This is a genomic window from Streptomyces sp. RLA123, assembly GCF_056270165.1.
In genome coordinates this window covers 8,047,478-8,068,022 of the sequence record NZ_JBWDOR010000003.1, presented here as the reverse complement: position 1 = coordinate 8,068,022, position 20,545 = coordinate 8,047,478, and the positions used below count along the sequence as shown (strand labels likewise).

The following is a 20,545-nucleotide window of genomic DNA, read 5'->3' as shown; positions in this document are numbered from 1 at the left end:
CCTGTCGTGTGGGGCTGGGTGGCCGGTCAGCCGGTGACGTCGAAGCCGCGTTGCTTCATGTCGTCGACTGTCGCCTTCTGCATCGCGGTCAGCGCCGCGGACAACGACGTCTTGTTCTGCAGCGCGGAGGCGAAGGCGTTGGAGTAGCTGTCGAAGGTGACGTTGGCGTTCGGCCCCCAGATCTGGAAGGTGCGCACGTTGGCCGCCTGCTCGGCCATCAGGGTGTAGTAGTCCGGCTGGTCGGACATGAACGGCGGCGGTGTCTTGAGCGCGTCCGACTGCTGGTTCGCCTTGGAGGCGGGGAACGCGTTGACCTTGTCGATGAGGATCTTCGCGCCGCCGGCGGAGGAGTTCATCCACTTGACGAACTTCGCGGCCTCGGCGGGGTGCTTGGAGTTCGCGGTCACCGCCTCGGTCTCACCGCCCCAGATGCCGACGGTCTTGTCGCCCGGTGCCCAGGCGGGCAGCGGCGCGGCGACCCACTTGCCTGCGGTGGCCTTGGCGATCCCGGGGAACTGGTTGGGCGCCCACTGCGCGCTGACCCAGCCGACCAGGCTGCCGTTGTTCATGTCGGTGTTCCACTGCGGGGACCAGTTCGGCTCCGGACTGACCAGGCCCTTTTGGACCAGGTCGCCCCAGTAGTCGGCGACCTTCTTGGTGGGCGCGTCGTCGATGGCGACGGTCCACTTGCCGCCCGAGGCCGTCCACCAGTCGGCCCCCGCCTGCTGGGCCAGGCCCGCGAACCAACCCGCGTCGGCCGCCGTGAAGTTGCCGATGAACTGCTTGGGGTTGTGCTTGTGGATGGTCTGGGCGGCGGCCGCGTACTCGTCCCAGGTGGCCGGCGCCTTGAGGCCGAGCCGGTCGAAGATGTCCTTGCGGTAGAAGAAGACCATCGGGCAGATGTTCTGGGGAACGCCGTAGGTCTTGCCCTCGAACTGCACCTGGGCGAGGGAGGCCTTGTCGAAGTCGCCCGAGATGTCACCCACGTAGTCGTCGATCGGCACCACCACCTTGTTCGCGATCAGGGCGGGCAGCGCCTGGTACTCGACCTCGGTGATGTCCGGGTTGGTGCCGGCCCGGTTGTTCGTGATCAGCTTGTTGTACAGCGTGTAGCCCGTGCCGGACGGCTTGCTGAGCTTCACCTGCACCTTCGGGTTCAGCCGGTTCCACTCGTCCACCACGTCCTGCATGCCGCCGTCCCAGTTGACGTAGGTCAGCGTGACGGGCCCGTCGCTCTTCCCGTTGGACGAGTCCTTCGACGAGCCGCAGGCGGCCAGGGTGGTCAGGGCCGTGGTGGCTGCCAGGCCGAGTACTGCCGCTCTCTTGAAATAGCCCCCGAGCACTTCGGTGTCTCCTTTGACGGTGAGGTTGCCTGGTCCGGTGTCCTGGTGGTCCTGGTGTCCCGTGCCCCGGTCAGGGGCTAACTGCCCTGCGCCCAGGCCGGGTAGGACACCGGTGCTGTCTGCAGGCCGACCCACTGCCGGCGGGTGAACGCGGCGAGCTGTCCCTCGCCACCGTGACGGGCGTAGCCGTCGTTGACGTGTACCTCGTTGCAGGCGACCCGTTCGGCGAAGGCGAGACCCCGCAGCGGGTCGCCGGTGAAGACCGAGTTCATCAGGGTCCGGTGGCGGTTGACGAGGTCGAGGGCCTCGGCCTCGGAGTCCACCACGGTGATCGGCATGACGGGCCCGAAGGTCTCCTCGCGGAAGATGGGCATCTGCGGTGTGACATCCGTCAGCACGGTCGGCTGGTAGAACTGCCCGTCGTAGGTGCCGCCCACCGCGACCTTCGCCCCGGCCGCGACGGACGGCTCGACGAGCCCGTCGTGGAAACGGGCCAGTTGGACGGCGCTGATGACCGGACCGAGGTCGACTTCGTCGCGCAGCGGGTCACCGACGCGGAGCTTGCGCACCCGCTCCACGACCGCCTCGGTGAAGGCGTCGGCCACCTCCCGGTGCACGATGTGCCGCCCCGCGCTGATGCACGTCTGGCCCTGGTACCACAGCGATGTCCAGACCGCGCAACTGGCCGCCTGGTCGATGTCCGCGTCGTCGAGCACGACGAAGGCGTTGTCCCCGCCGAGTTCGGTCACGACCGCTGTGCCCGTCCGGGCGGCGAAGTCCGTGATCGCGCGGCCGACCTCGAAGGATCCGGTGAAGTGGATCAGGTCCAGCCCCGGGTGCCGGTAGAGCGCGCTGCCGGTGTCCGGCCCGTCCCCGGGCAGCACGGCGAGGACGCCCTCCGGTATGCCGGCGGCGCGGGCCGCCTCGGCGAGCACCTGACCGCCGGCGACCGGGGTGAGCTCCGCGGGCTTGAGAACGACCGCGTTGCCGTAGGCCAAGCCCGGTGCCAGAGCCCGCATCGCCAGGCTCATCGGATAGTTCCACGGGACGATGAGGCCGATGACGCCCAGCGGCACCGCGCGCGACAGGGAGATCTTGCCGCCCTTGTACGGGGGAAGGATCGAGCCGGCGTTCTCGGTGAGCTGGGTGGCGGAGTTGAGGAGCTGGCTGACGGCCTGGCCCAGCTCTTCGTCGGCTTTCTCGGCCGTGCCGCCCGTCTCTCTGATGATGAGGTCGATCAGCTCGTCGTGGCGGTACTCCAGCTCGGCGGCGAACGCCCGGAGCAGGGCGCACCGGGTGTTGGCGTCGGTCTCCGCCCACGCCGGCTGCGCCCGTTTCGCCGCGGCGACCGCGCGGTCGACCTGCGCCGCGGACGCGTTGCCGTAGCGGCCGAACGCCGCTCCGGATCCCTTGTCGAGGACGGGAAGCCAGTCGGACGCGGGAGGTTCGAACCGGCCGTCGATGAACACCTCGGCGGTGTAGTCCACCGCCGTGGTCTGCGCATGACTCATCGGAGCACCCCTGTACGTGTGTTTCGTGCGTGGGTCCGGCGTTACGTTCGCGGGTTGGGAATGCGCTTTCCGGCGAAAGTAGGAGCCCCCTTCGGCCGGTGTCAAGGGCAGGATCGGGATCCGCGAAACCGGTACGGAACGAATGACGCAAGAGCGACGAAAGCTGTCTTCTCGGTGCCCCGATCGGGACCGGGCGGGAGATCCCCGGCTCGACTCCCGCCCGACTCGGCCTCGACGCATCACCGGAGGGACGAACACAGGGTCGATTGCGCCCCGTCGGGAGCGGCCTCCCTTGACGGTGGAAACACCGGAAATCTACGGTGGGAATACGCATTCCAACGCTCGCGGAGGCACAGTGGCATCGACATCGGCCTCGGACACTCTGCACATCGCCATGAACGGCGTGACGGGCCGCATGGGTTACCGACAGCACCTCACCCGCTCGATTCTGGAGATCCGGGACCAGGGCGGCGTGTTGCTGCCCGACGGCAGGCGCCGTCAGGTGGAGCCGGTGCTCGTCGGACGCAACGAGGGGCGCCTGCGTGAGATCGCCCGGCGCCACCAGGTGCAGCGGTGGAGCACCGACCTGGCGGAGGTGCTCAAGGACCCCTCCATCGAGGTCTACTTCGACGCGCAGGTGACCGCGGAGCGCCCGGCGGCGCTGCGCGCCGCGATCGCCGCGGGCAAGCACGTCTTCGTGGAGAAGCCGCTCGCCCCGACACTGGAGCAGGCGGTCGAACTGGCCGCGCTGGCCCGTGACTCCGGCCTCGTGACCGGCGTGGTGCACGACAAGCTCTACCTGCCGGGCCTGGTCAAGCTGCGCCGGCTGATCGACGAGGGCTTCTTCGGGCGCATCCTGTCGTTGCGCGGCGAGTTCGGCTACTGGGTCTTCGAGGGAGACGTGCAGGAGGCGCAGCGGCCGTCGTGGAACTACCGCGGCGAGGACGGCGGCGGGGTGACCGTCGACATGTACTGCCACTGGAGCTACGTCCTGGAGAACCTGCTGGGACCGGTCCGGTCGGTCACCGCCAGGACCGCCACGCACATCCCGGTCCGCTGGGACGAGCAGGGCCGCGAATACCGGGCCACCGCCGATGACGCGGTGTACGGCATCTTCGAGATCGACGGCGGCGTCATCGCGCAGATCAACTCCTCCTGGGCCGTGCGCGTGCACCGGGACGAACTCGTCGAGTTCCAGATCGACGGCACCCACGGCTCGGCGGTCGCGGGCCTGCGCGGGTGCGTGGCACAACACCGCTCGCACACCCCGAGGCCGGTGTGGAACCCCGATCTCCCGGTCACCGAGCCGTTCCGCGACCAGTGGCTCGACGTGCCGGCCAACGCCGAACTGGACAACGGGTTCAAGCTGCAGTGGGAGGAGTTCCTGCGCGACGTGTCGGCCGGCCGCCCGCACCGCCACGACCTGCGCTCCGCGGCACGGGGCGTGCAGCTCGCCGAACTGGCCTTGCGTTCGTCCACCGAGGGGCGCCGGATGCAGGTCCCGGAGGTCGCCCTGTGACCACGGACCGGACGCCGCCGGTGCTGCCCGGCGGCGAAGGACACGCCGGGCGGCAGGTCTGCGGGGCCGGGACCTGACGGCTTGCGCGAGCCGCCGACTGGCCGCAGGGACCTGACCCGGCGCCGCCCGGCTGGTCCACCGACGACGGTGGGACCCGCGGACGGTGGCAGGATGCGGACAGTCGAGGCGCCACCTCGACCGACCAGTGGAACGACCAACACGAAAGGGTGAACTCGTGGCCGGGGTGACCCTCACCGACGTAGCCATCCGCGCGGGCGTCTCGCAGGCGACGGCCTCCCGCGTGCTCAACGGCTCCAGCCGCAGGCCCTCCCCCGCGGTCGCCGAGGCGGTCCGCCATGCGGCGGCGGAGCTCGGCTACGTCTCCAACGCCCAGGCGCGGGCCCTGGCCGGCGCCCAGACGGGTCTGGTGGGGCTGGTCGTCCACGACATCGCCGACCCGTACTTCTCGACCATCGCCTCGGGAGTGCAGGCCGAGGCTTCGCAGCGCGACCGTCAAGTGCTGCTCACGACCACGTTGCGCAGCACCGAGCAGGAGATCCGGGCGGTCGAGGCGTTCCTCAGCCACCGCACCGATGCCATCATCCTGGCCGGTTCGCGGCTGCACACCGACGACGGGCTGCGCGACCAGCAGCGGTTGACGGTCCTTCTCGACCGCTACCGGGGCCTCGGCGGGAGGATCTCCGTCATCGGCCAACGACTGCCCGGCACGCACACCGTCACACCCGAGAACCGCGCCGGGGCGGCGGCGCTGGCCCAGGCCCTCCTCGCGCAGGGCACCACCGCCTTCGTCGTCCTGTCCGGCCCGCAGAAGCTGGCGACGGCCGTCGAGCGCACCAATGGCTTCGTCCGGGAACTACGTCGCGCGGGCCACAGACCGGTGGCGGTGGTGCCGGGCGAGTTCACCCGGGACGGCGGTTACGAGGCGGCGCAGCAGGTCATCGCCTCGATCCGCCCGGAGCGCCGGTGGGGCGCCTGCGTCTTCGCCGTCAACGACGTGATGGCGCTGGGCGCGATGGCCGCCTTCCGGGACGCCGGTCTGCGGACACCGCGCGACGTCCTGGTCGCCGGCTTCGACGACATTCCGACGCTGCGTGACCACGACCCCGGCCTGACCACGGTCGGGCTGCCCCTGCGCGAGATGGGCCGGCGCGCGATCGAGATGACTCTGGCTTCGGACGCCCGGGATCAGTCGGTCACCCGGGTGGCGGGGCGGGTGATCCTGCGGGCGAGCACGAAGCCCCCGCGACCGCGCGGGTGAGGACGGTGAAGGGGGTGAGGACCGTGAAGGCGGTGTCAGACCATCGGGGGCCCGGCCTCGATGCGCCGCAGCACCGGGTGCAGGCGGTGCAGGTCCGGATCGCTCTGGATCATCCGCTCGTCCCACCAGGTGACACCCGCGTCGTGCAGTGGGCCGATCACGTCCCTGGCCTTCGCCGCGTCCGGGGACGTGGCACCGCCGATCACGAACTCGAAGGGGCGCTCGAGCCCGGCCGTACGGTGCTTTCGCACGAAGCTGACCAGTTCCTGTACGTCCGCCACATCCGGCACCTGCCCGTGCCGGGCCGTCTCGAACAGCGGCACCGCACCGTCCCACCGCGCCGCCCGCCGCATGGGCGCCCGGCGCGGCCAGAACCCGCCGATCCACACCGGCGGACCGGGCTGCTGCATGGTGGCGGGCAGCAGCGTCACGTCACGTACCTCGTAGTGCCTGCCGTGGTGGTCCACCGGCTCACCGGACCAGAAGCGCCCCAGAACCTCCAGCCCTTCATCAAGGCGCTCGGCAAGGAGGCGCGGCCCGGCGGCGTCCCCGAAGCTGCCGTATTCGTCCTCGACCGGGCCTCCCAGGCCGGCGGCGAAAATCACCCGGCCCCCACTGAGGTGGTCCAGGGTCGCCACCTGGCGGGCAAGCTGCTGCGGACGATACCGAGGGACCGGCGTCAGCAGCGCGCCCAGCCGGATCCGGGAGGTCGCCAGCGCGGCGGCGGTCAGAAGCATCCAGGGATCACCGAAGGGATGCCCCTGATGCCGCCGGTGCAGTACGTGGTCCCACACGAAGAGGCCGTCCCAGCCCGCCTGTTCGGCGGCAGCCGCCACTGCCGCGACGTTGCGGGGGTCGGCGAAGTCACCGAAGTTGGGGATGTTGATCGAGAAGCGCATCTCCGCAGGATGCCCAGGCGGCCGCGAACGGGGCAATCGGATTTGGGTCCGGGTGTGCTCCGGTCGACGCTCTCGACGGCCTGCGCATCGGTACGGCTGTTGACGGGTGAGCATCTGATGCGTGGTTCTGGCCTGACCGGTCCGCAACGGCTGTGCCGGCCGTTCCGGGGGCCGAGAGAGGCCGCATCCCAACGTCGGCGCGCTGCTGCAGCAGCACGTACAGCAAGGGAGCGAAACGGACGTACGCGCTGGCGAGAGCCGGTCCGGATGCGGGAGCCCCGCTGCCGTCGCCGCGTGATGCGGGTGCCCACGCCCACATCCCGGGATCGGTCGCAGGAAGAAGCACGGCGCCTTGAGATGGGTCCGGCATTCGGGTGATTCCCGTCCGGTAAGCTACTTTGCGTCACTTGCGATCACGTTTCGTGATCATGGAGCAGAACTGCAAAGCGGCCGATGTGGTCGTCCTCGGCGCCGGACCGGCCGGGCTGGTGCTCGGCAATCTCCTTCAGGACAGCGGGATCGACTGCGTCGTCCTGGAGCGTGCCGAGCGCGCGCACATCCAGACGCGCGCCCGCGCCGGATTCCTGGCCGCCAACACCGTACGGATCCTGGAGCGGCACGGACTGGCCGAGGGGCTGCGCCGGCGAGGACAGGACCACAGCACATGCGAGTTCCGCACCGCGGACGGCCGGTTCCGGCTGGACTACAGCGAGCTCTGGCTCGGTGAGCGGCACACCGTCTATCCCCAACAGGAGCTGGTCACCGATCTCTTGACACGATTCCTGGACTCCGGCGGACAGGTCGCCTTCGCCACCGAGGCGGTGGCGGTCCTCGACGCCGACAGCGGACGGCCCTCGGTGAGTGTGCGCGAGGTGGACGGGCGGCCCGGCCGATGGCGGGCGCGGTATGTGGCCGGGTGCGACGGCCGGCACGGCGCGGCCCGGCGTTCGCTGCCGGCCGGCTCGGTGCGCCGATACCCGTGCGACCACGGTGTGACCTGGCTCGGACTGCTCGCCGAAGCGCCGCCCAGCCTGGACGCCGTCGGGTACGCGGTGCACGAGCGCGGTTTCGCCGGGCACATGGCGCGGACGAGCGAGATCACCCGCTACTACCTGCAGTGCGAGCGCGGGACCCCGGCCGATGCATGGTCGGAGGAGCGGATCTGGGACGAGCTGGATCTGCGCATGCGAGCGAAGGAGTACGGCCCGCTGCACCGCGGACGCGTCGTACAGCGGGCCGTCGTCGACCTGGAGTCCGATGTGCTCGAACCACTGCGGCACGGTTCGCTGTTCCTGGCGGGCGATGCCGCCGGCCTCATCGGCCCGTCGGCCGCGAAGGGCGCCAACCTCGCGGTCCTGGAAGCGGAGATTCTCGCGCACGCCCTGATCGACGACCTCGTCCGCGGCGACTCCGCGGGGCTCGACGCCTACTCCGAGCGGTGCCTCGCGTACATCTGGCGGGCCCAGGAGTTCTCGCAATGGATGATCGGGCTGCTGCACGGCCCGCCCGGCTCGGACGGCGAGTCGCTGTTCCTCAACTCCCTGCGGCGCTCGCGCATCAACTCCCTGCGTACGTCCCGCAGCCGGCAGGACTGGTTCGCCGAGCACTACGTCGGCATCTGAGGCCCGTCTTCCCCATCGCCTTCCCTCCACTTCCCATCGCTCTCCCTGTCACCTTCCCGCCATCTTTCCGTCGCCAGGACACCGGAATGAGGATCCACTTGATGATCACGACGTCGTCGAGCGACACGTCACGCCTGCGCACGACGGTCGACTTCGTCAGGGAGCTGGACACGGCCACGCTGCTCGCGCTCCTGTTGCCCGGACTCGACGGCCCGGAGCTGCGGGCTCTGGTGGAACACTGCCACTTCTCCCATGCCGCGCTTCTTCTCTTCCCCACGGACAAGGCCGAGTTGCGCGCCATGCTCACCGACTGCGGACTCGCCGCGGTCGAGCCCCCGCAGCCGAGGGTCGTCGTGCGCGAACGGCTTGCCGCGCGGCATCGACGACGGGCGGCGGAACTTGACGTCTGCATCCTGCGCCCCGCGGTGGTCCGCGCGGACGGGGGTCACCGGACGGTCGAGGTCTTCGCGCTGACCGTGCCGGCGGGATCGGGCCTGGACTCGATCGCCGCGTACGAACGGGAGCGGCAGCACGAGGCCCACGTCGCCTTCCAGGTCACGGCGCCCGACCCGCTGGTGCTGCGTGGCCTGTGCGCGGCCTTCGCGCGCTACGGTGCCGCCCCCGACGGGGGCGGCTACAACCCTCACGAGAACGGCACGGTCTTCTACTTCGCGGCGCCCGCCGAGGCCAAGGCCGGATACCGGCGCGTGGAGCTGTACGTTCCCGGCGACTACCGCGACGTGCTCGCCGCCCATCTCGACGAACACCGCGCCCGGCGGCCCGCCGAAACGCTCCTGCGCCAGCTGACCGGGGCGTGGACGACACAGGCGCTGGCCGTTTTCGCTCAGCTTCGGGTGCCCGACGCCATGGACACCGAACGAGGGGTCGACGTCGACGGGCTGGCCCGGATCGTCGGCGCGAAGCCGCAGAATTTGGCGACGCTGCTGCGCTACCTCGCGATGCTCGGCGCGGTGGCGGAGGAGCGTGACGGCTTCCGGCTCACCGAACTGGGCGCACTGCTGCGCGCAAGCGCCGCGGCGTCGATGAGGCCGCTGGCGCTGATGTACGGCGGCCCGTTCTACCAGTCCTTCGCCGGGCTCGGGCACACCGTGCGCACGGGGCAGGTCGCCTTCGAGCACCTCTTCGGTGAGAACCACTTCGACCATTTCGCCCGCGCCCCCGAACTCGCCGAGCTCTTCGACCGGTCCATGGCCGCCGGATCCGCCATGTTCGACCCGGTCCCCGCCCACCCGGCACTCACCGACGCGGCCGAGGCACCTGCCGGGGCCACGGTGGTCGACATCGCGGGTGGGAACGGGGAACTGCTCGGCCGTGTTCTCGCCGCCCACCCGCGCCTGCAGGGGGTCCTGCTGGAGCGTCCGCACGCCGTCGAGGCCGCGCGCCGCCGGCTCGAAGAAGCCGGCCACGGCACGCGATGCGCCTTCCGGGCCGGCGACTTCGCCCGTCCCCGCGGGCGGTGACGTCTACCTCCTGTCACGCGTGCTGCACGACTGGGACGACGAACGCTGCCGCGAAATCCTGCGCCACTGCGCCCGCGCGATGCCGGACCACGCCGACCTGCTCGTCATCGAACGGGTACTGCCCGCCGACGGCTCGGTCTCGCTGGCCACCGCCTGGGACCTCCACATGATGTGCAACGTTGGCGGGCGCGAGCGGCGTGCCACCCACTACGGCCGGCTGTTCGCCGACGCCGGTCTCGCCTTGGTGAACCAGACACCGCTGCCTCTGGACGGCCACGTGCTGCACGCCGGAAAGGCCACGTCGTCCTCGGTGTGAGGACAGCCGGCGACACCTTTCCCACAACTCCCCGGTGCAGCTGGTGCCGGAGCCACGAACCCCCGTCCTTCCGTACGGGAAGGACGGGGGTCTGCTCACCGGGCGCCGTTCACGAGCCGGTGGTGGCGGGCGTTTTCCTGCCCGCCCCGGGCCACGTCATCCGCCCGGGGGAACCTCGGCCTCCCAGCGCAGCAGGTCGCCCGGCTGGCACTCGAGCACCTCGCAGAGCGCGGCGAGCGTCGCGAAGCGCACGGCCTTGGCGCGGCCGTTCTTGAGTACCGCGAGGTTGGCCGGCGTGATCCCCACTCGCTCCGCCAGCTCGCCCACGGACATCTTCCGCTTGGCCAGCATCACGTCGATGTCGACGACGATCGGCATCAGATCACCTCGTCCAACTCGGCCTGCATCTGCGACGCTTCGACGTCGCGCGCGACGGCCTGCGCGAGCAGCGTGCGCAGCACGAGCACGAAGAGCGCGATGCCCAGGATGCCCACGCCGATCCCGCTCATGATGACCGTGACGCCCGGGTCGTCCCGCTGGCCCGGCGCATTGAGGGCCGTGACCGTGAACCACACGAGGGCGGCCGCCACGATCGCACCGATGACAATGTCCACGTAGCGGAAGGCAGCGTGGGAGAAGACGGTTCCGCGTCGCACCATCGTCACCAGCCGCCACACGCAGACCACGGCAACCTGGACCGACACCATGCCCAGGATCGTCACCAGGCGCAGCGGCGTCAGCGGGAGCGACCCGTCCTCCGGGTCGCTCCCGCTGACCAACGCCCACACCATCCCCGCCTGGACGAACACGGTGCCGGCGGACACCACCACGAGCACGGTGCGCAGCGCAGCCACTGTCAACTTCCCCATGACCCATCCTTCCATCGAGTAGCGATGGGAATCTATCGAGAATCGATAGATCAAGCAAGGGTCGCGGAGTTTCCGGGCCCCGAAACCACGATGCGTCTTTGCGCCGAGGCGCCACTGCAGGACTCCCTCGTCGTCACGACCTGGCAGTCGATCCGCGACGTGGCCGTTGCGGCCGTCGCCATCGTGTCCCTTCATTCCCTTGCTCAGGCAGGGAAGCTCCGCACGACCAGGAACGACGTGTCGTCCGCATCACAGTGATCGCCGGTCGGCGACCTGCTCCATACCTCCAGCCGACGGTTCGCAGCGTCGCCCGCGGCGCAAGGGGCGCCGGGCAGCCAGGTACCCCGAGGCAGGAGAGGCATTCGGGGCGCGGTCATCCGGTCTGTAGGCTCCGGCGTGGGCGTGCGGCCGGCGGCTGCGCCCCCACGTCATCCCCAGCGCGACCCAAAAGAGAACCGTGAAGAAAGTCGCACCCTTCGTCCTGATCCACTCGACGATCTATGCCGCCGTTCATGCCCTGTTCCTGACGGTGTTCATCATCTGCTCCACCGCCGCGACCGAAGGCCCCCTGGGCAGGTCACCCAGGGGGAACCTGCTCGCGGCGGGCCTGGCGTTCGCCATCGTCTTCGCCGGGCTGCTGCTGATCTACGTGGGCGGCGGATTCTTCGTCCAGGCCAGGCGGGTACGTGTCCTCGGTTACACCTTGACGCCCGAAAACGTCTCACCGCGCCAGGTGCGGACCGTGACGGTACGCGGCGGCAGTACCTACACCACCGGCGTCGCACGCAAGATCATCGCAGGGCTCGGGGACGTTCGCTTCCTCGCGGAGTACCCCGACTCGGGGCTCGTCTCCGCGGTTCGCAAAGCACCGGGCGGAAAAGGCTACGCGCAGGTGATAAAGGTCGCCATCCGTTCGGCCGGCCCACTGTCGACAGTCGAAGTGCGAAGTCGCCCGCGATTTCATATCTCGCCCATGGATCTCGCGCAGAACCTCGTCAATGTCGAGGAGATCACCAAACAGCTCAAAGAAGCGAACGGCGCCAGGACTGCCCGCCGAGGGTGACGACGCGCGGACGGAACGGCGCTTCTCTGGTCGGCGCCGGTAAGGCGTTGAACGGTCTGCGGTGCGGCGGCCGCAGGCACGCCGCGCGGGTGCGCGATCACGCAACCCGGCTGACCACGCCGGGGCGATCCTCACCCCCGCCAGATGAGGAATTCGTGCGCTATCGCGATCAGGGCCCGTGCCGCGGCATTGGGCCTGCGCTCGGACGGTGCGGCCAGGAAGAACGGCCAGTCCAGGTCGGCGCCTTCGATGGTCAGCCTGGCGACGCCCTCCGCCTCTCCCAGGGCGGGCCGTGGCAGTAGCGCCACGCCCAGGCCATTGCGGACGTAGGCAACGCCCGTGGGGAGGTCGGTGATCTCGAGGGCGACGCGACGGGTCAGCGAGGCGCCCTCGAAGGCCAGGTCGGAAACGGTCCGGATGCCGTAGCCCACGGCGAAGTCGACGAAGTCCAGCCCGGCGAGTTCGGTGATCGGCACGGTGCGGCGGCTCGCGAGCGGATGGTCGACCGGTACGACGAGGTCGAGCACCGAAGTGACGAGGTGGATCAGCGTGATGTCCGGCGGGTGGGGTCCGGGCAGGGAGACGAAGACGAGGTCGAGCCGCCGCTCGAGGAGTGCCTCGACCAGGCCTTGGGAGCCTGATTCGGCGGCGCTGGTCTGCAGGAGCACTCCGGGATGGCGCTGGTGGAATTCGCCGAGGAGGGCGGGGAGGTCGATGAGCCCCACCGTGGTCGTCGTCCCCAGCCGCAGTGTGCCTCGCAGGCCTCCACGGACCTCGGCCACCGCGTCCACGGCCTCCCGGGCCGCGTCGAGAGCGGCGTGAGCGCGCGGGAGCAGGGCGGCACCGGCATCGGTGAGCAGGACGCGTCTGGGGGTGCGTGCCAGCAGCGGCGTACCGAGCTCGCGCTCGAGGTTCTTGATCGTGCTGGAGACCGCGGACTGCACGACGTGCAGCCGTGCGGCGGCACGGGTGAAGTTCGCTTCCTCGGCAACGGCGACGAAGTGCTCGAGCTGGCGCAGTTCCACGCCCTCATTATCCCTCGGACAGCCTTCCAGGTATCTCTCAGCGAGATAGGTGCGGTCTCGGACTGTCGTTGGACAGCGACCGTTGCGGTCACCGATTCTTTTCATCGGAGGAACTGCTGACCGGTCGCCGAGTGCTCGATTTCCTTCATCGCCAGGCCGGTGAATGCCGAAACCTCCGAACGCCCCGAGCTCGGAAACACGCCGCATCACATCCAGGAACGAGGAGACGACTGCCATGACCACACCGAACGAGCACAGCGGAAAGCCGAAGAACCAGGCACCGCACCTGGACTACTACCCGGAGTGGCTCGACAACCTCGCCGACGACATCATCCTCCAGGGCAATTTCGCCAACGGTGAAGTGATCGGCAAGGAAAAGGTGGGGAAGCTGCTGAGCTTCGCCCGAAGCAACTACGCTTTCCAGGACTTCCGGTTCTTCGGCAGGCGCGGCGAGCTCTTCCTGGAGGACTACCGCTCCACCATCCGCGGCAGCGAGGCGTACCGTCCGGGTGGAATCGAGATCTACAACTTCGTCGTCGTGTACTTCAACGAGGCGGGCGAGACCAGTCAGCTGGTCATGAACCACCGGCCGCAGTCGGCCGCCCTGCTGTTCTCGTCCTTGCTGGCGGAGCACTTCGGCGACGAGTTCGGCTCGGACCTCTTCTACAAGGGCGATGTCAGCGACCGACTGCTCGACCACGACCTGTCCCGCGGTCAGTGGCCCCCGTCGCAGTCCCACTGAGGTGCGACGGTATCCGTCGGCCGACCGATCTCAGGCAGACGTCTGACATTTCTGCCGCACCATGGAGGAAACGTGTCGCGCAATCAGGAAATCGTGGACGCTTGCCGGCGGGCATACTCTGGATTCGAGGAGAACGATTCCTCGGACCTGGTGGCCCTGATGTCGCCCGAGGTGATTTTCGACTTCCCGGCTTCCCTGCCCTATGGCGGGACATTTCATGGGCCGGAAGGGTTTCTCGCCTTCTACCGGGATGTCTACGATCACTACTACGAGACCTTCAACTACGACGCGCACACGGTGCTCGATGCCGGGTCGCACGTCATCGTTCCCGTCAGGGCACGGGCGAAGGCGAAGACCGGCCGCACCATGGAGAACGAACACTGTCTGCTGTTCACCGTCAACGACGGGCTGATCACCGCGGCCCGGCTGTACGCGGACACCGCCAAGGGACGCGACTCGATCGACGGCCTCCAGATGTACCCGTCGGCGGCCTCCTGAGGAACCGGCACAGTCGGCCTTCCCGGCACGCCGCCTCCTCCACCGCCAGACGCGCTTCCGGGGCCTGCCCGATCCATCGGGCGTGGCCCCGGCCCCGTCGAGCGTGTGGTGGGATCACGCCGAGCGCATCTTCGGTAGTGGTGAGAGGACATCGCCTGCACCCAGGCGTTCCTCCCCGGGCTGAAGAGCTTCTACCGCACGGCAGCGCAGAACGGCCGGGCGGCGATCTTCACGGTCGATCAGTGGACCGGGCCGCGTGTGCCGGTCCGACGGTCCGACGGCGGCGCTCTTGGCGCGTCCGGTGGAGCTACGATGCGCGTATGCCCGAGCAGTTGTACGACCGCACGAGCCGCGGTTGCACGTTCGAGGATCTGGATTCCCGGTTGCGTACGGCGATGCTGGCCGTGGCCGACCCCGAACTGCTCGGTGATGTCGCGGCGGCCGCGGTCGCCTGTGCGGAAACCCGCAGTGTGCCCCGGCGCCGTCCCGGCGTCTTCGGGCGCTTGCTCGGGGGCGGCCCACTGGGCGAAACCCTTTCCGCTGCCGTGCTGCTGCCGCGGCATCTTCTGGTCTCGGTGACCGACATGCGCACAGGGACGACCACGGCGCATTCCGGGCGGCTGGCCGATATGGCAGTCACCGCTGTCGACCGAGGACTGGCCGTCGACAGCGGGGTGTCGGTGTTCACCCGGTGGTCGAACCGGTCAGAAGCCGAGTCGATGCACGTCGCTCTCGGTGAGGGGCCCGCCGGCGTCTCGTTCAGGGACATGCTGCGCCACGCCGTCCAGGTGGCGCAGGGCAGTTGAGACGGGCCCCCGACAACGCGGTCCGCGCGTGCGGCGTGCGGCGTGCGGCGTGCGGCGTGCGGCTGGCCGTCGTAGCCGCGCTTGTCCTTGCCGCATGCGGGTGCGCCGGCCTCCAGTCGGGGAACTGCACACTGGTGGGCGCGGATTCGGGAGTCACCGTGGTGTGGACTCCCGGTGATTTCCCCGAGGACGCCCACTTCCGGTTCTGCTCAGGGGCGGTCTGCACCGAACGCGAGGCACCCGAGGACAGGCGGGTGGCGCGTCTGAGTGTGCGCCTGGCCCACGATGTGGGCGCCAGGTCCGTTCCCGTGCGGTTCACGGTGACCACCGCGGACCGCTCCCGGACGGTGTGGACACGCGACACCACCGTGCGGCTCGAGCGCTACGCGCCGAACGGCGATTCGTGCAGCCCCGTGGTGTGGACCGCGGGGCTGAGGGCCGACCCGCACAAGGGTCTGGTGCCGGAAGCCTGACCGTGCTGTGACGGGCAAGTGCGGGGTGCGCGAGGGTGTCGCGCACCCCGCGTCCCCGTGTAACGGTCCAAGCGGGAACGCACCACATATATCGGCTCACATGTCACAGATGACGCCACATCACGCATGTCCCGGCAGGGACCGATGGGGCTACCCGTTTGCGCTCAACTGGTAACTCGTAATTTAGGAATTATTATTGACGCGCACCCTGTGACCGCTGCAAGATCCTCGCAACAAGACCGCAGGCGTGCGGGCATTGACTGATCCGAGGACCGACCGCCGCACCCTCCACCGGAGAGCGGCACCTCAGACCCCCGACCGGGACGGGTCGGCACGCCTGATCGCTCGGACAGCGAAGGATCCGACGTGAAACGACATCTCACCGCCCTCCTCGCCCTCGTGACGGGCCTGCTGGCCGTGTCAGCACCCGCCTACGCGCGCCCGGCGGCCGCCACCCCCGCGGTCACGGCGCCGGCACCGCAGCAGGTGCTCAGCCCGACCCCGTACATGGGCTGGAACACCTACTACGCACTGGGCGGCGACCCGACCGAGGCCGAGGTCAAGTCGGTGGCCGACTTCCTGGTCAGCAGCGGCCTGCGCGACGCCGGCTACCAGTACGTCTGGATCGACGGCAACTGGGCGGCGCCGACCCCGCGCAGCGCGGCCGGAGACCTGGTGCCCAACCCCGACCAGTTCCCGAACGGGCTGAAGCCGCTGGTCGACTACATCCACGCCAAGGGCCTCAAGGCCGGCATCTACACCGACGCCGGCCCGTACATCCCGGGCAAGTGCGGACTGGGCAGCCACGGCTACTACCAGCGCGACGCCGACCAGTTCGCCGCCTGGCAGTTCGACGCGGTCAAGGCGGACTACCTCTGCGGGATCGCCGCGAACCTCGACCCGAAGACCGTCTACACCCAGTTCGCGCAGGCGCTGCGACACAACGCCAGCGGACGCCCCATGGTCCTCAACATCTGCAACCCGGTGACCTCCCCCGACTGGGGCAACTACCCGGAGGAGCAGCAGTCGACGTACTCCTGGTCCTACGCCCCGGCGATCGCGCAGTCCTGGCGGACGTACACGGACGTGGGCTTCGTCGGCGAGATCAAGTTCAAGGACGTGCTGCGGAACTACGACGCCAACGCGCGGCACCCCGAGGCCGCCGGGCCGGGGCACTTCAACGACCCGGACTACCTCGGACCTGAGCTGGGGATGACGGACGAGGAGTTCCGCACCCAGATGACGCTCTGGTCGGCGGCGGCCGCACCGCTGGTGATCGGCAGCGACATCCGCCACCTCAGCAAGACCTCGCTCTCCCTCCTCTCCGACCCCGATGTGCTGGCGATCGACCAGGACCCGGCCGGCGTCCAGGCCGTCCGCGTCGGCCCCGCCGGTACGACGGAGACCTGGGTGAAGCGGCTGGCCAACGGTGACCGTGCCGTGGTGCTGCTGAACCGGGGCGAGACCCCGGCGACCCTGACCACCAAGGCGTCGTCGGTCGGGCTGTCCGGAAATCGGTTCACCCTGAAGAACGCCTGGACCAACCAGGTCACCGAGAGCGCCGGCACCATCAGTGCCGCCGTCCCCGCCCACGGCGCGGCCCTGATCCGGGTCTCCCGGGCCACGGGCAAGCCCGGTGTCCCCCACGTCGTCGCCGGCCTGCCGCAGGTGACGCAGGTCGGTAACGACGCGGTGCCGGCCGGAACCGCCCCCCTGGTCGCCGGCGGCGACCAGGCCCGGGTCGAGGTCACCGTCCGCAACGACGGTGCGCAGCCGGTCCTGGCTCCGCGGGTCGAGCTGACGGTGCCCGCCGGCTGGACGGCCCGTCCCCTCGGCAAGGCGCCCCTGCTGCTCACCTCGAACCACTCGGCGACCTTCGCCTTCACGGTGACCCTGCCGGCCACCGCGGCGCCGGGCAGCATCACGCTGACCGCCAAGACGTCGTACGAGGTGCTCGGCAAGGGCCGTCTGCAGCAGGAGACCGCCACGCCGGTGGTCGTCGCACCCGCGGCGCCGCACGGTGACGTCGTCCTCTCCCACCACGACTGGATCAGCGCCACCAGCGGGTGGATGAGCCCGACGGTCGACCTGAGCGTCGGTGGCTGGTCGCCGATCAGCATGCTCGGCGAGGTCCACCCGACCGGTCTCGGGGTCGCCTCGCCCTCCACGGTCCGCTACTACCTCGGCGACCAGTGCACGCGGCTGACCACGACCGTCGGCATCGACGACGCGGTGCGCAACGTCGGCCCTGAAGGCGGCACCTCCACCTTCCAGGTCATCGGTGACGGCAAGGTGCTGTTCGACAGCGGTGTGGTGACCCGCGACGCCACCCGGCAGGCCGACATCGACCTGACCGGCGTCCGCGTGCTCGACCTGGTGGTCGGCGACGCCGGCGACGGCGGCTACAACGACCGTGCCAACTGGGCCGGCCTGAACGCCACCTGCTGAACCGGATCGGCCGCAACCCGGGGACAACACGCCTGGGTTGCGGCCGATCCCTCACGCCTTCGAGACGCCGTGGTGCGGTAACGCGCCACGGCGTCGTGGTGTCTGGCCGAAGCACCCGGCGGCAGCGACACCGCCGAACTCCTCGACCGGGGCCGCGCGCACATGGCTTTCGCTCCCTGGCGTGGCCCGGCCCGTCAGGGTTCTGTCCACGTCTGGACAGATGACGACCGCTTCGTGCACCGGGACTTGCCGAGGCCTTGACAATCCGTTCCCTGGACGTTCAACCCACGGCCTCTGCCGGGGTCGTACGCCCTCCTAAAGTCCATGAGCGTTACAAGGAAGGGACTCATGGACACACTCCTCGCAGTCCGCGCTCGCGGGATCGCCAAGCGCTTCGGGGACGTCGTCGCACTCGACGGCGTGGACCTGGACGTGACGCAAGGTCAAATCCACGGTCTCGTGGGACCGAACGGCGCGGGCAAGACAACACTGCTGGGCCTGCTGCTGGGACTGGCCGTCGCCGACGGCGGCACCCTGGAGATCCTCGGCACGCCCATCGGGCGGGCGCTCTCGGCTCCCGACCGGGTGGCCGGCTTCGTGGACGGACCCGGCCTCTACCCGTCCCTCACCGCCAGGCAGAACCTCGCCACGCTCGCCGTGCTGCGCGGGCAGGACGCGCGAGGCCCCGGGATCGACGAAGCGCTCGACCAGGTCGGGCTCACCGATGTCGCCGACGACCGGGCGCGCGGCTTCTCCCTGGGCATGCGCCAGCGGCTCGGCCTCGCCGCCGCCCTGCTCACCAAGCCCCGGCTCCTCGTGCTCGACGAACCGTCCAACGGCCTGGACCCGGCCGGTAGGAGACACGTGCACGGCGTCCTCACCCGGCTCGCGAACGACGGAACCAGCGTGGTGATCTCCAGTCACCACATGGACGATCTCGAGGTGCTGTGCTCCGAGGTCACCATCCTCGCCACCGGCCGGGTCGTCTTCTCCGGTCCGCTCGGCAAACTCGCCGCCGAGAACCGCGAACTCGACTACCGGATACGGACCTCCGACCCGCGGGCCGCCCGCGACCTGGCCGCCGGCACGGCCGGGATCCGTCTCACCGACGGCTCCAGTGCACGGCACGACGCCGAGGTGCTGGTCGTGCGCGCGATGGTGCCCGCCCTGGACGCCCTGGTGGCGGGACTCGTCCACGCGGGCATCGCGGTGCGCGAGCTCGCCCCCGTCGTCTCGCCCCTGGAGGCGGCGTTCCTCGCCCTCACCGAGCAGCAGGAGGAAGGCCGATGACCGCGGCCGTCATCGTCACCGACGACGTCGTCGGCGCTCCGCGCGTCTCGGTCGCGCGCGGCTACCGCTTCGAGCTGGTCAAGCTGGTCTCCCAATGGCGGATCCGGCTGCTGGTACTCGCCTGCTGGATCACGCCGGGGCTCTTCGTCGCCGCGGTGAGCCAGCAGAGCACGCTCCCGGTCGACACCCTCTTCGGTCGCTGGATGCTCGCCACGGGGTGGGCCGCGCCGCTGGTCATGCTCGGTTTCGCGGGTACCTGGGCGTTGCCGCTGCTGACCTCGGTGGTCGCCGGCGACGTGTTCGCCTCCGAGGACCGGCTCGGCACCTGGCGGCACCTCCTCGTGGCGGTGCGTTCGCCCCGGCGGATCTTCGTCGCGAAGGTGCTCGCCAGCCTCACCGTCCTCGTGCTGCTCGTGGCCGGGCTGGCCTGCTCCAGCACGGCGGGCGGGCTCGCGGCAGTCGGCAACCAGCCGCTGGTCGGCCTCGACGGCCACCTGCTGGATCCGTCGGACGCCGCGGTGCGGGTGCTCCTCGCGTGGACCTGCGCGCTCGCCCCGACCCTGGCCCTGGCCGGGATCGGCCTGCTCGGCTCCGTCGCGCTGGGGCGGTCCCCGATGGGACTGCTGCTGCCCGCGGTCGTCGCGCTCGCGATGCAGGTCGCCCAGATGATGCCGCTCCCCGTCGCCGTACGCGTCGCGCTGCCCGGCTACGCCTTCATCTCCTGGAACGGCCTGTTCACCAGCCCGGAGCAGCTCGCACCGCTGCTGATCGGTGTCGCGGTCAGCCTGGTGTGGGCGGTGACCGCCACGGCGCTGGCGTACGCCCTCTTCCTGCGCCGCGACTTCACCAACCTGGCGTACGACGGCTCGGGACGCCGCGCCGTCCTCGCCGGGGCCCTACCTCTGGCCGGGCTGATGGCGGCGACGATCGCGGTCGTCATGGCGACGACCACGGCCACGGGCTCCGGGATCGAACAGGACAAGGTGGAACGCTCGGTGGCCACGGCCTTCGCCCACCTCTACCGCATGCAGACCGACCAGCTCAACCGGCCCGCGGTCACCGAGGCCCAGTTGAAGGCATCGGCGGCGTGCACCAAGGCCGGAGTCGCCTCCGGCGCCGAGGGGGCGGGCAACGACTGGCGCTGTGTCGTCTCGTGGCATCTGCCCGGCATCGCCGCCACGGGCTCGGCCATCTACCAGCTCGACATCACCCCGGACGGGCGGTTCGTCGCCGACGGCGACGGCCCGAAGGAAGTGAACGGCTACTTCCTGGTGCGGACCCCCGACGGGGACGCGCCGAACCCGCTCTGGCAGTTCGACGGCAACGCCGAACTGCTCCCCACCGCGAAGGGATAACCGAAC

At 70.0% G+C, this 20,545-nt stretch carries 17 protein-coding genes and 1 pseudogene; 12 read left to right on the top strand and 6 right to left on the bottom strand.

All coding sequences use genetic code 11. The features are described 5' to 3' along the window. Nucleotides 1-26 precede the first annotated feature (26 nt). Nucleotides 27-1,343 (bottom strand): ABC transporter substrate-binding protein, encoded by a 1,317-nt coding sequence (locus RV983_RS36935; protein WP_475990070.1) that lies wholly within the window; start codon nt 1,341-1,343, stop codon nt 27-29. Nucleotides 1,344-1,420: 77 nt separating this feature from the next. Then, entirely contained in the window at nt 1,421-2,854 is a 1,434-nt protein-coding gene (locus tag RV983_RS36930) for an aldehyde dehydrogenase family protein (RefSeq protein ID WP_475990069.1), read from the bottom strand. Nucleotides 2,855-3,248: 394 nt separating this feature from the next. On the opposite strand from RV983_RS36930, the gene RV983_RS36925 reads away from it, so the two are divergent. Both RV983_RS36925 and RV983_RS36920 read left to right on the top strand, forming a co-directional pair. Then, nucleotides 3,249-4,373 carry a Gfo/Idh/MocA family protein gene (locus RV983_RS36925; protein ID WP_475990570.1) on the top strand — a complete coding sequence of 375 codons (1,125 nt, stop codon included), beginning with the start codon at nt 3,249-3,251 and terminating at the stop codon, nt 4,371-4,373. 235 nt (nt 4,374-4,608) lie between these two features. Continuing rightward, the gene (locus RV983_RS36920; RefSeq protein ID WP_475990068.1) at nt 4,609-5,652 is read left to right on the top strand and encodes a LacI family DNA-binding transcriptional regulator; all 1,044 of its coding nucleotides are present in this window, start codon (nt 4,609-4,611) and stop codon (nt 5,650-5,652) included. Nucleotides 5,653-5,687: 35 nt separating this feature from the next. On the opposite strand, the gene RV983_RS36915 is transcribed toward RV983_RS36920, so the two are convergent. Continuing rightward, entirely contained in the window at nt 5,688-6,551 is an 864-nt protein-coding gene (locus RV983_RS36915; RefSeq protein ID WP_475990067.1) for an LLM class flavin-dependent oxidoreductase, read from the bottom strand. 455 nt (nt 6,552-7,006) lie between these two features. Here RV983_RS36915 and RV983_RS36910 point away from each other — a divergent pair, with 455 nt between their 5' ends. Together RV983_RS36910 and RV983_RS36905 are read left to right on the top strand one after the other, a co-directional pair. Further along, nucleotides 7,007-8,173 (top strand): 4-hydroxybenzoate 3-monooxygenase, encoded by a 1,167-nt coding sequence (locus tag RV983_RS36910; protein WP_475990569.1) that lies wholly within the window; start codon nt 7,007-7,009, stop codon nt 8,171-8,173. Between the two features lie 86 nt (nt 8,174-8,259). Next, nucleotides 8,260-9,970: pseudogene (locus RV983_RS36905) on the top strand (methyltransferase). Nucleotides 9,971-10,126: 156 nt separating this feature from the next. Here RV983_RS36905 and RV983_RS36900 read toward each other — a convergent pair. Further along, nucleotides 10,127-10,348, bottom strand: a complete 222-nt coding sequence (locus RV983_RS36900; protein ID WP_475990066.1) for a helix-turn-helix domain-containing protein — start codon at nt 10,346-10,348, stop codon at nt 10,127-10,129. Further along, entirely contained in the window at nt 10,348-10,839 is a 492-nt protein-coding gene (locus RV983_RS36895; protein WP_475990065.1) for a DUF2975 domain-containing protein, read from the bottom strand. The genes RV983_RS36900 and RV983_RS36895 overlap by 1 nt, the downstream gene beginning before the upstream one ends. Before the next feature lie 457 nt (nt 10,840-11,296). Between RV983_RS36895 and RV983_RS36890 the strand changes: the two genes are divergently transcribed. Then, a complete protein-coding gene (locus RV983_RS36890) occupies nt 11,297-11,902 on the top strand; it encodes a hypothetical protein (protein WP_475990064.1) in 606 nt (201 codons plus the stop codon). Nucleotides 11,903-12,033: 131 nt separating this feature from the next. Here RV983_RS36890 and RV983_RS36885 read toward each other — a convergent pair whose 3' ends face one another. Beyond that, nucleotides 12,034-12,927: a LysR family transcriptional regulator gene (locus tag RV983_RS36885; protein ID WP_475990063.1), complete on the bottom strand. Its 894-nt coding sequence runs from the start codon at nt 12,925-12,927 to the stop codon at nt 12,034-12,036. Nucleotides 12,928-13,162: 235 nt separating this feature from the next. On the opposite strand from RV983_RS36885, the gene RV983_RS36880 reads away from it, so the two are divergent. The 7 genes from RV983_RS36880 to RV983_RS36850 all read left to right on the top strand — a co-directional run bounded on the left by RV983_RS36880 (nt 13,163) and on the right by RV983_RS36850 (nt 20,539). After that, nucleotides 13,163-13,669 (top strand): hypothetical protein, encoded by a 507-nt coding sequence (locus RV983_RS36880; RefSeq protein WP_475990062.1) that lies wholly within the window; start codon nt 13,163-13,165, stop codon nt 13,667-13,669. A gap of 72 nt (nt 13,670-13,741) precedes the next feature. Further along, nucleotides 13,742-14,167: a nuclear transport factor 2 family protein gene (locus tag RV983_RS36875; RefSeq protein WP_475990061.1), complete on the top strand. Its 426-nt coding sequence runs from the start codon at nt 13,742-13,744 to the stop codon at nt 14,165-14,167. A 320-nt stretch (nt 14,168-14,487) separates the two neighbouring features. Next, on the top strand, nt 14,488-14,973 hold the full coding sequence (locus RV983_RS36870) for a hypothetical protein (RefSeq protein WP_475990060.1): 486 nt from the start codon (nt 14,488-14,490) through the stop codon (nt 14,971-14,973). A 158-nt stretch (nt 14,974-15,131) separates the two neighbouring features. Continuing rightward, the gene (locus RV983_RS36865; protein WP_475990059.1) at nt 15,132-15,446 is read left to right on the top strand and encodes a hypothetical protein; all 315 of its coding nucleotides are present in this window, start codon (nt 15,132-15,134) and stop codon (nt 15,444-15,446) included. A gap of 366 nt (nt 15,447-15,812) precedes the next feature. Next, the gene (locus RV983_RS36860) at nt 15,813-17,894 is read left to right on the top strand and encodes an NPCBM/NEW2 domain-containing protein (protein ID WP_475990058.1); all 2,082 of its coding nucleotides are present in this window, start codon (nt 15,813-15,815) and stop codon (nt 17,892-17,894) included. 348 nt (nt 17,895-18,242) lie between these two features. Beyond that, nucleotides 18,243-19,184 (top strand): ABC transporter ATP-binding protein, encoded by a 942-nt coding sequence (locus RV983_RS36855; protein ID WP_475990057.1) that lies wholly within the window; start codon nt 18,243-18,245, stop codon nt 19,182-19,184. Further along, nucleotides 19,181-20,539: an ABC transporter permease gene (locus RV983_RS36850; protein ID WP_475990056.1), complete on the top strand. Its 1,359-nt coding sequence runs from the start codon at nt 19,181-19,183 to the stop codon at nt 20,537-20,539. The genes RV983_RS36855 and RV983_RS36850 overlap by 4 nt, the downstream gene beginning before the upstream one ends. Nucleotides 20,540-20,545: the final 6 nt, after the last annotated feature.

Bases quoted from the DNA above. Each gene is read 5' to 3' on its own strand.
- RV983_RS36930 (WP_475990069.1), bottom strand. From the start codon at position 2,854: ATGAGTCATGCGCAGACCACGGCGGTGGACTACACCGCCGAGGTGTTC.
- RV983_RS36925 (WP_475990570.1), top strand. From the start codon at position 3,249: ATGAACGGCGTGACGGGCCGCATGGGTTACCGACAGCACCTCACCCGC.
- RV983_RS36915 (WP_475990067.1), bottom strand. From the start codon at position 6,551: ATGCGCTTCTCGATCAACATCCCCAACTTCGGTGACTTCGCCGACCCC.
- RV983_RS36900 (WP_475990066.1), bottom strand. From the start codon at position 10,348: ATGCCGATCGTCGTCGACATCGACGTGATGCTGGCCAAGCGGAAGATG.
- RV983_RS36895 (WP_475990065.1), bottom strand. From the start codon at position 10,839: ATGGGGAAGTTGACAGTGGCTGCGCTGCGCACCGTGCTCGTGGTGGTG.
- RV983_RS36880 (WP_475990062.1), top strand. From the start codon at position 13,163: ATGACCACACCGAACGAGCACAGCGGAAAGCCGAAGAACCAGGCACCG.
- RV983_RS36870 (WP_475990060.1), top strand. From the start codon at position 14,488: ATGCCCGAGCAGTTGTACGACCGCACGAGCCGCGGTTGCACGTTCGAG.
- RV983_RS36855 (WP_475990057.1), top strand. From the start codon at position 18,243: ATGGACACACTCCTCGCAGTCCGCGCTCGCGGGATCGCCAAGCGCTTC.
- RV983_RS36850 (WP_475990056.1), top strand. From the start codon at position 19,181: ATGACCGCGGCCGTCATCGTCACCGACGACGTCGTCGGCGCTCCGCGC.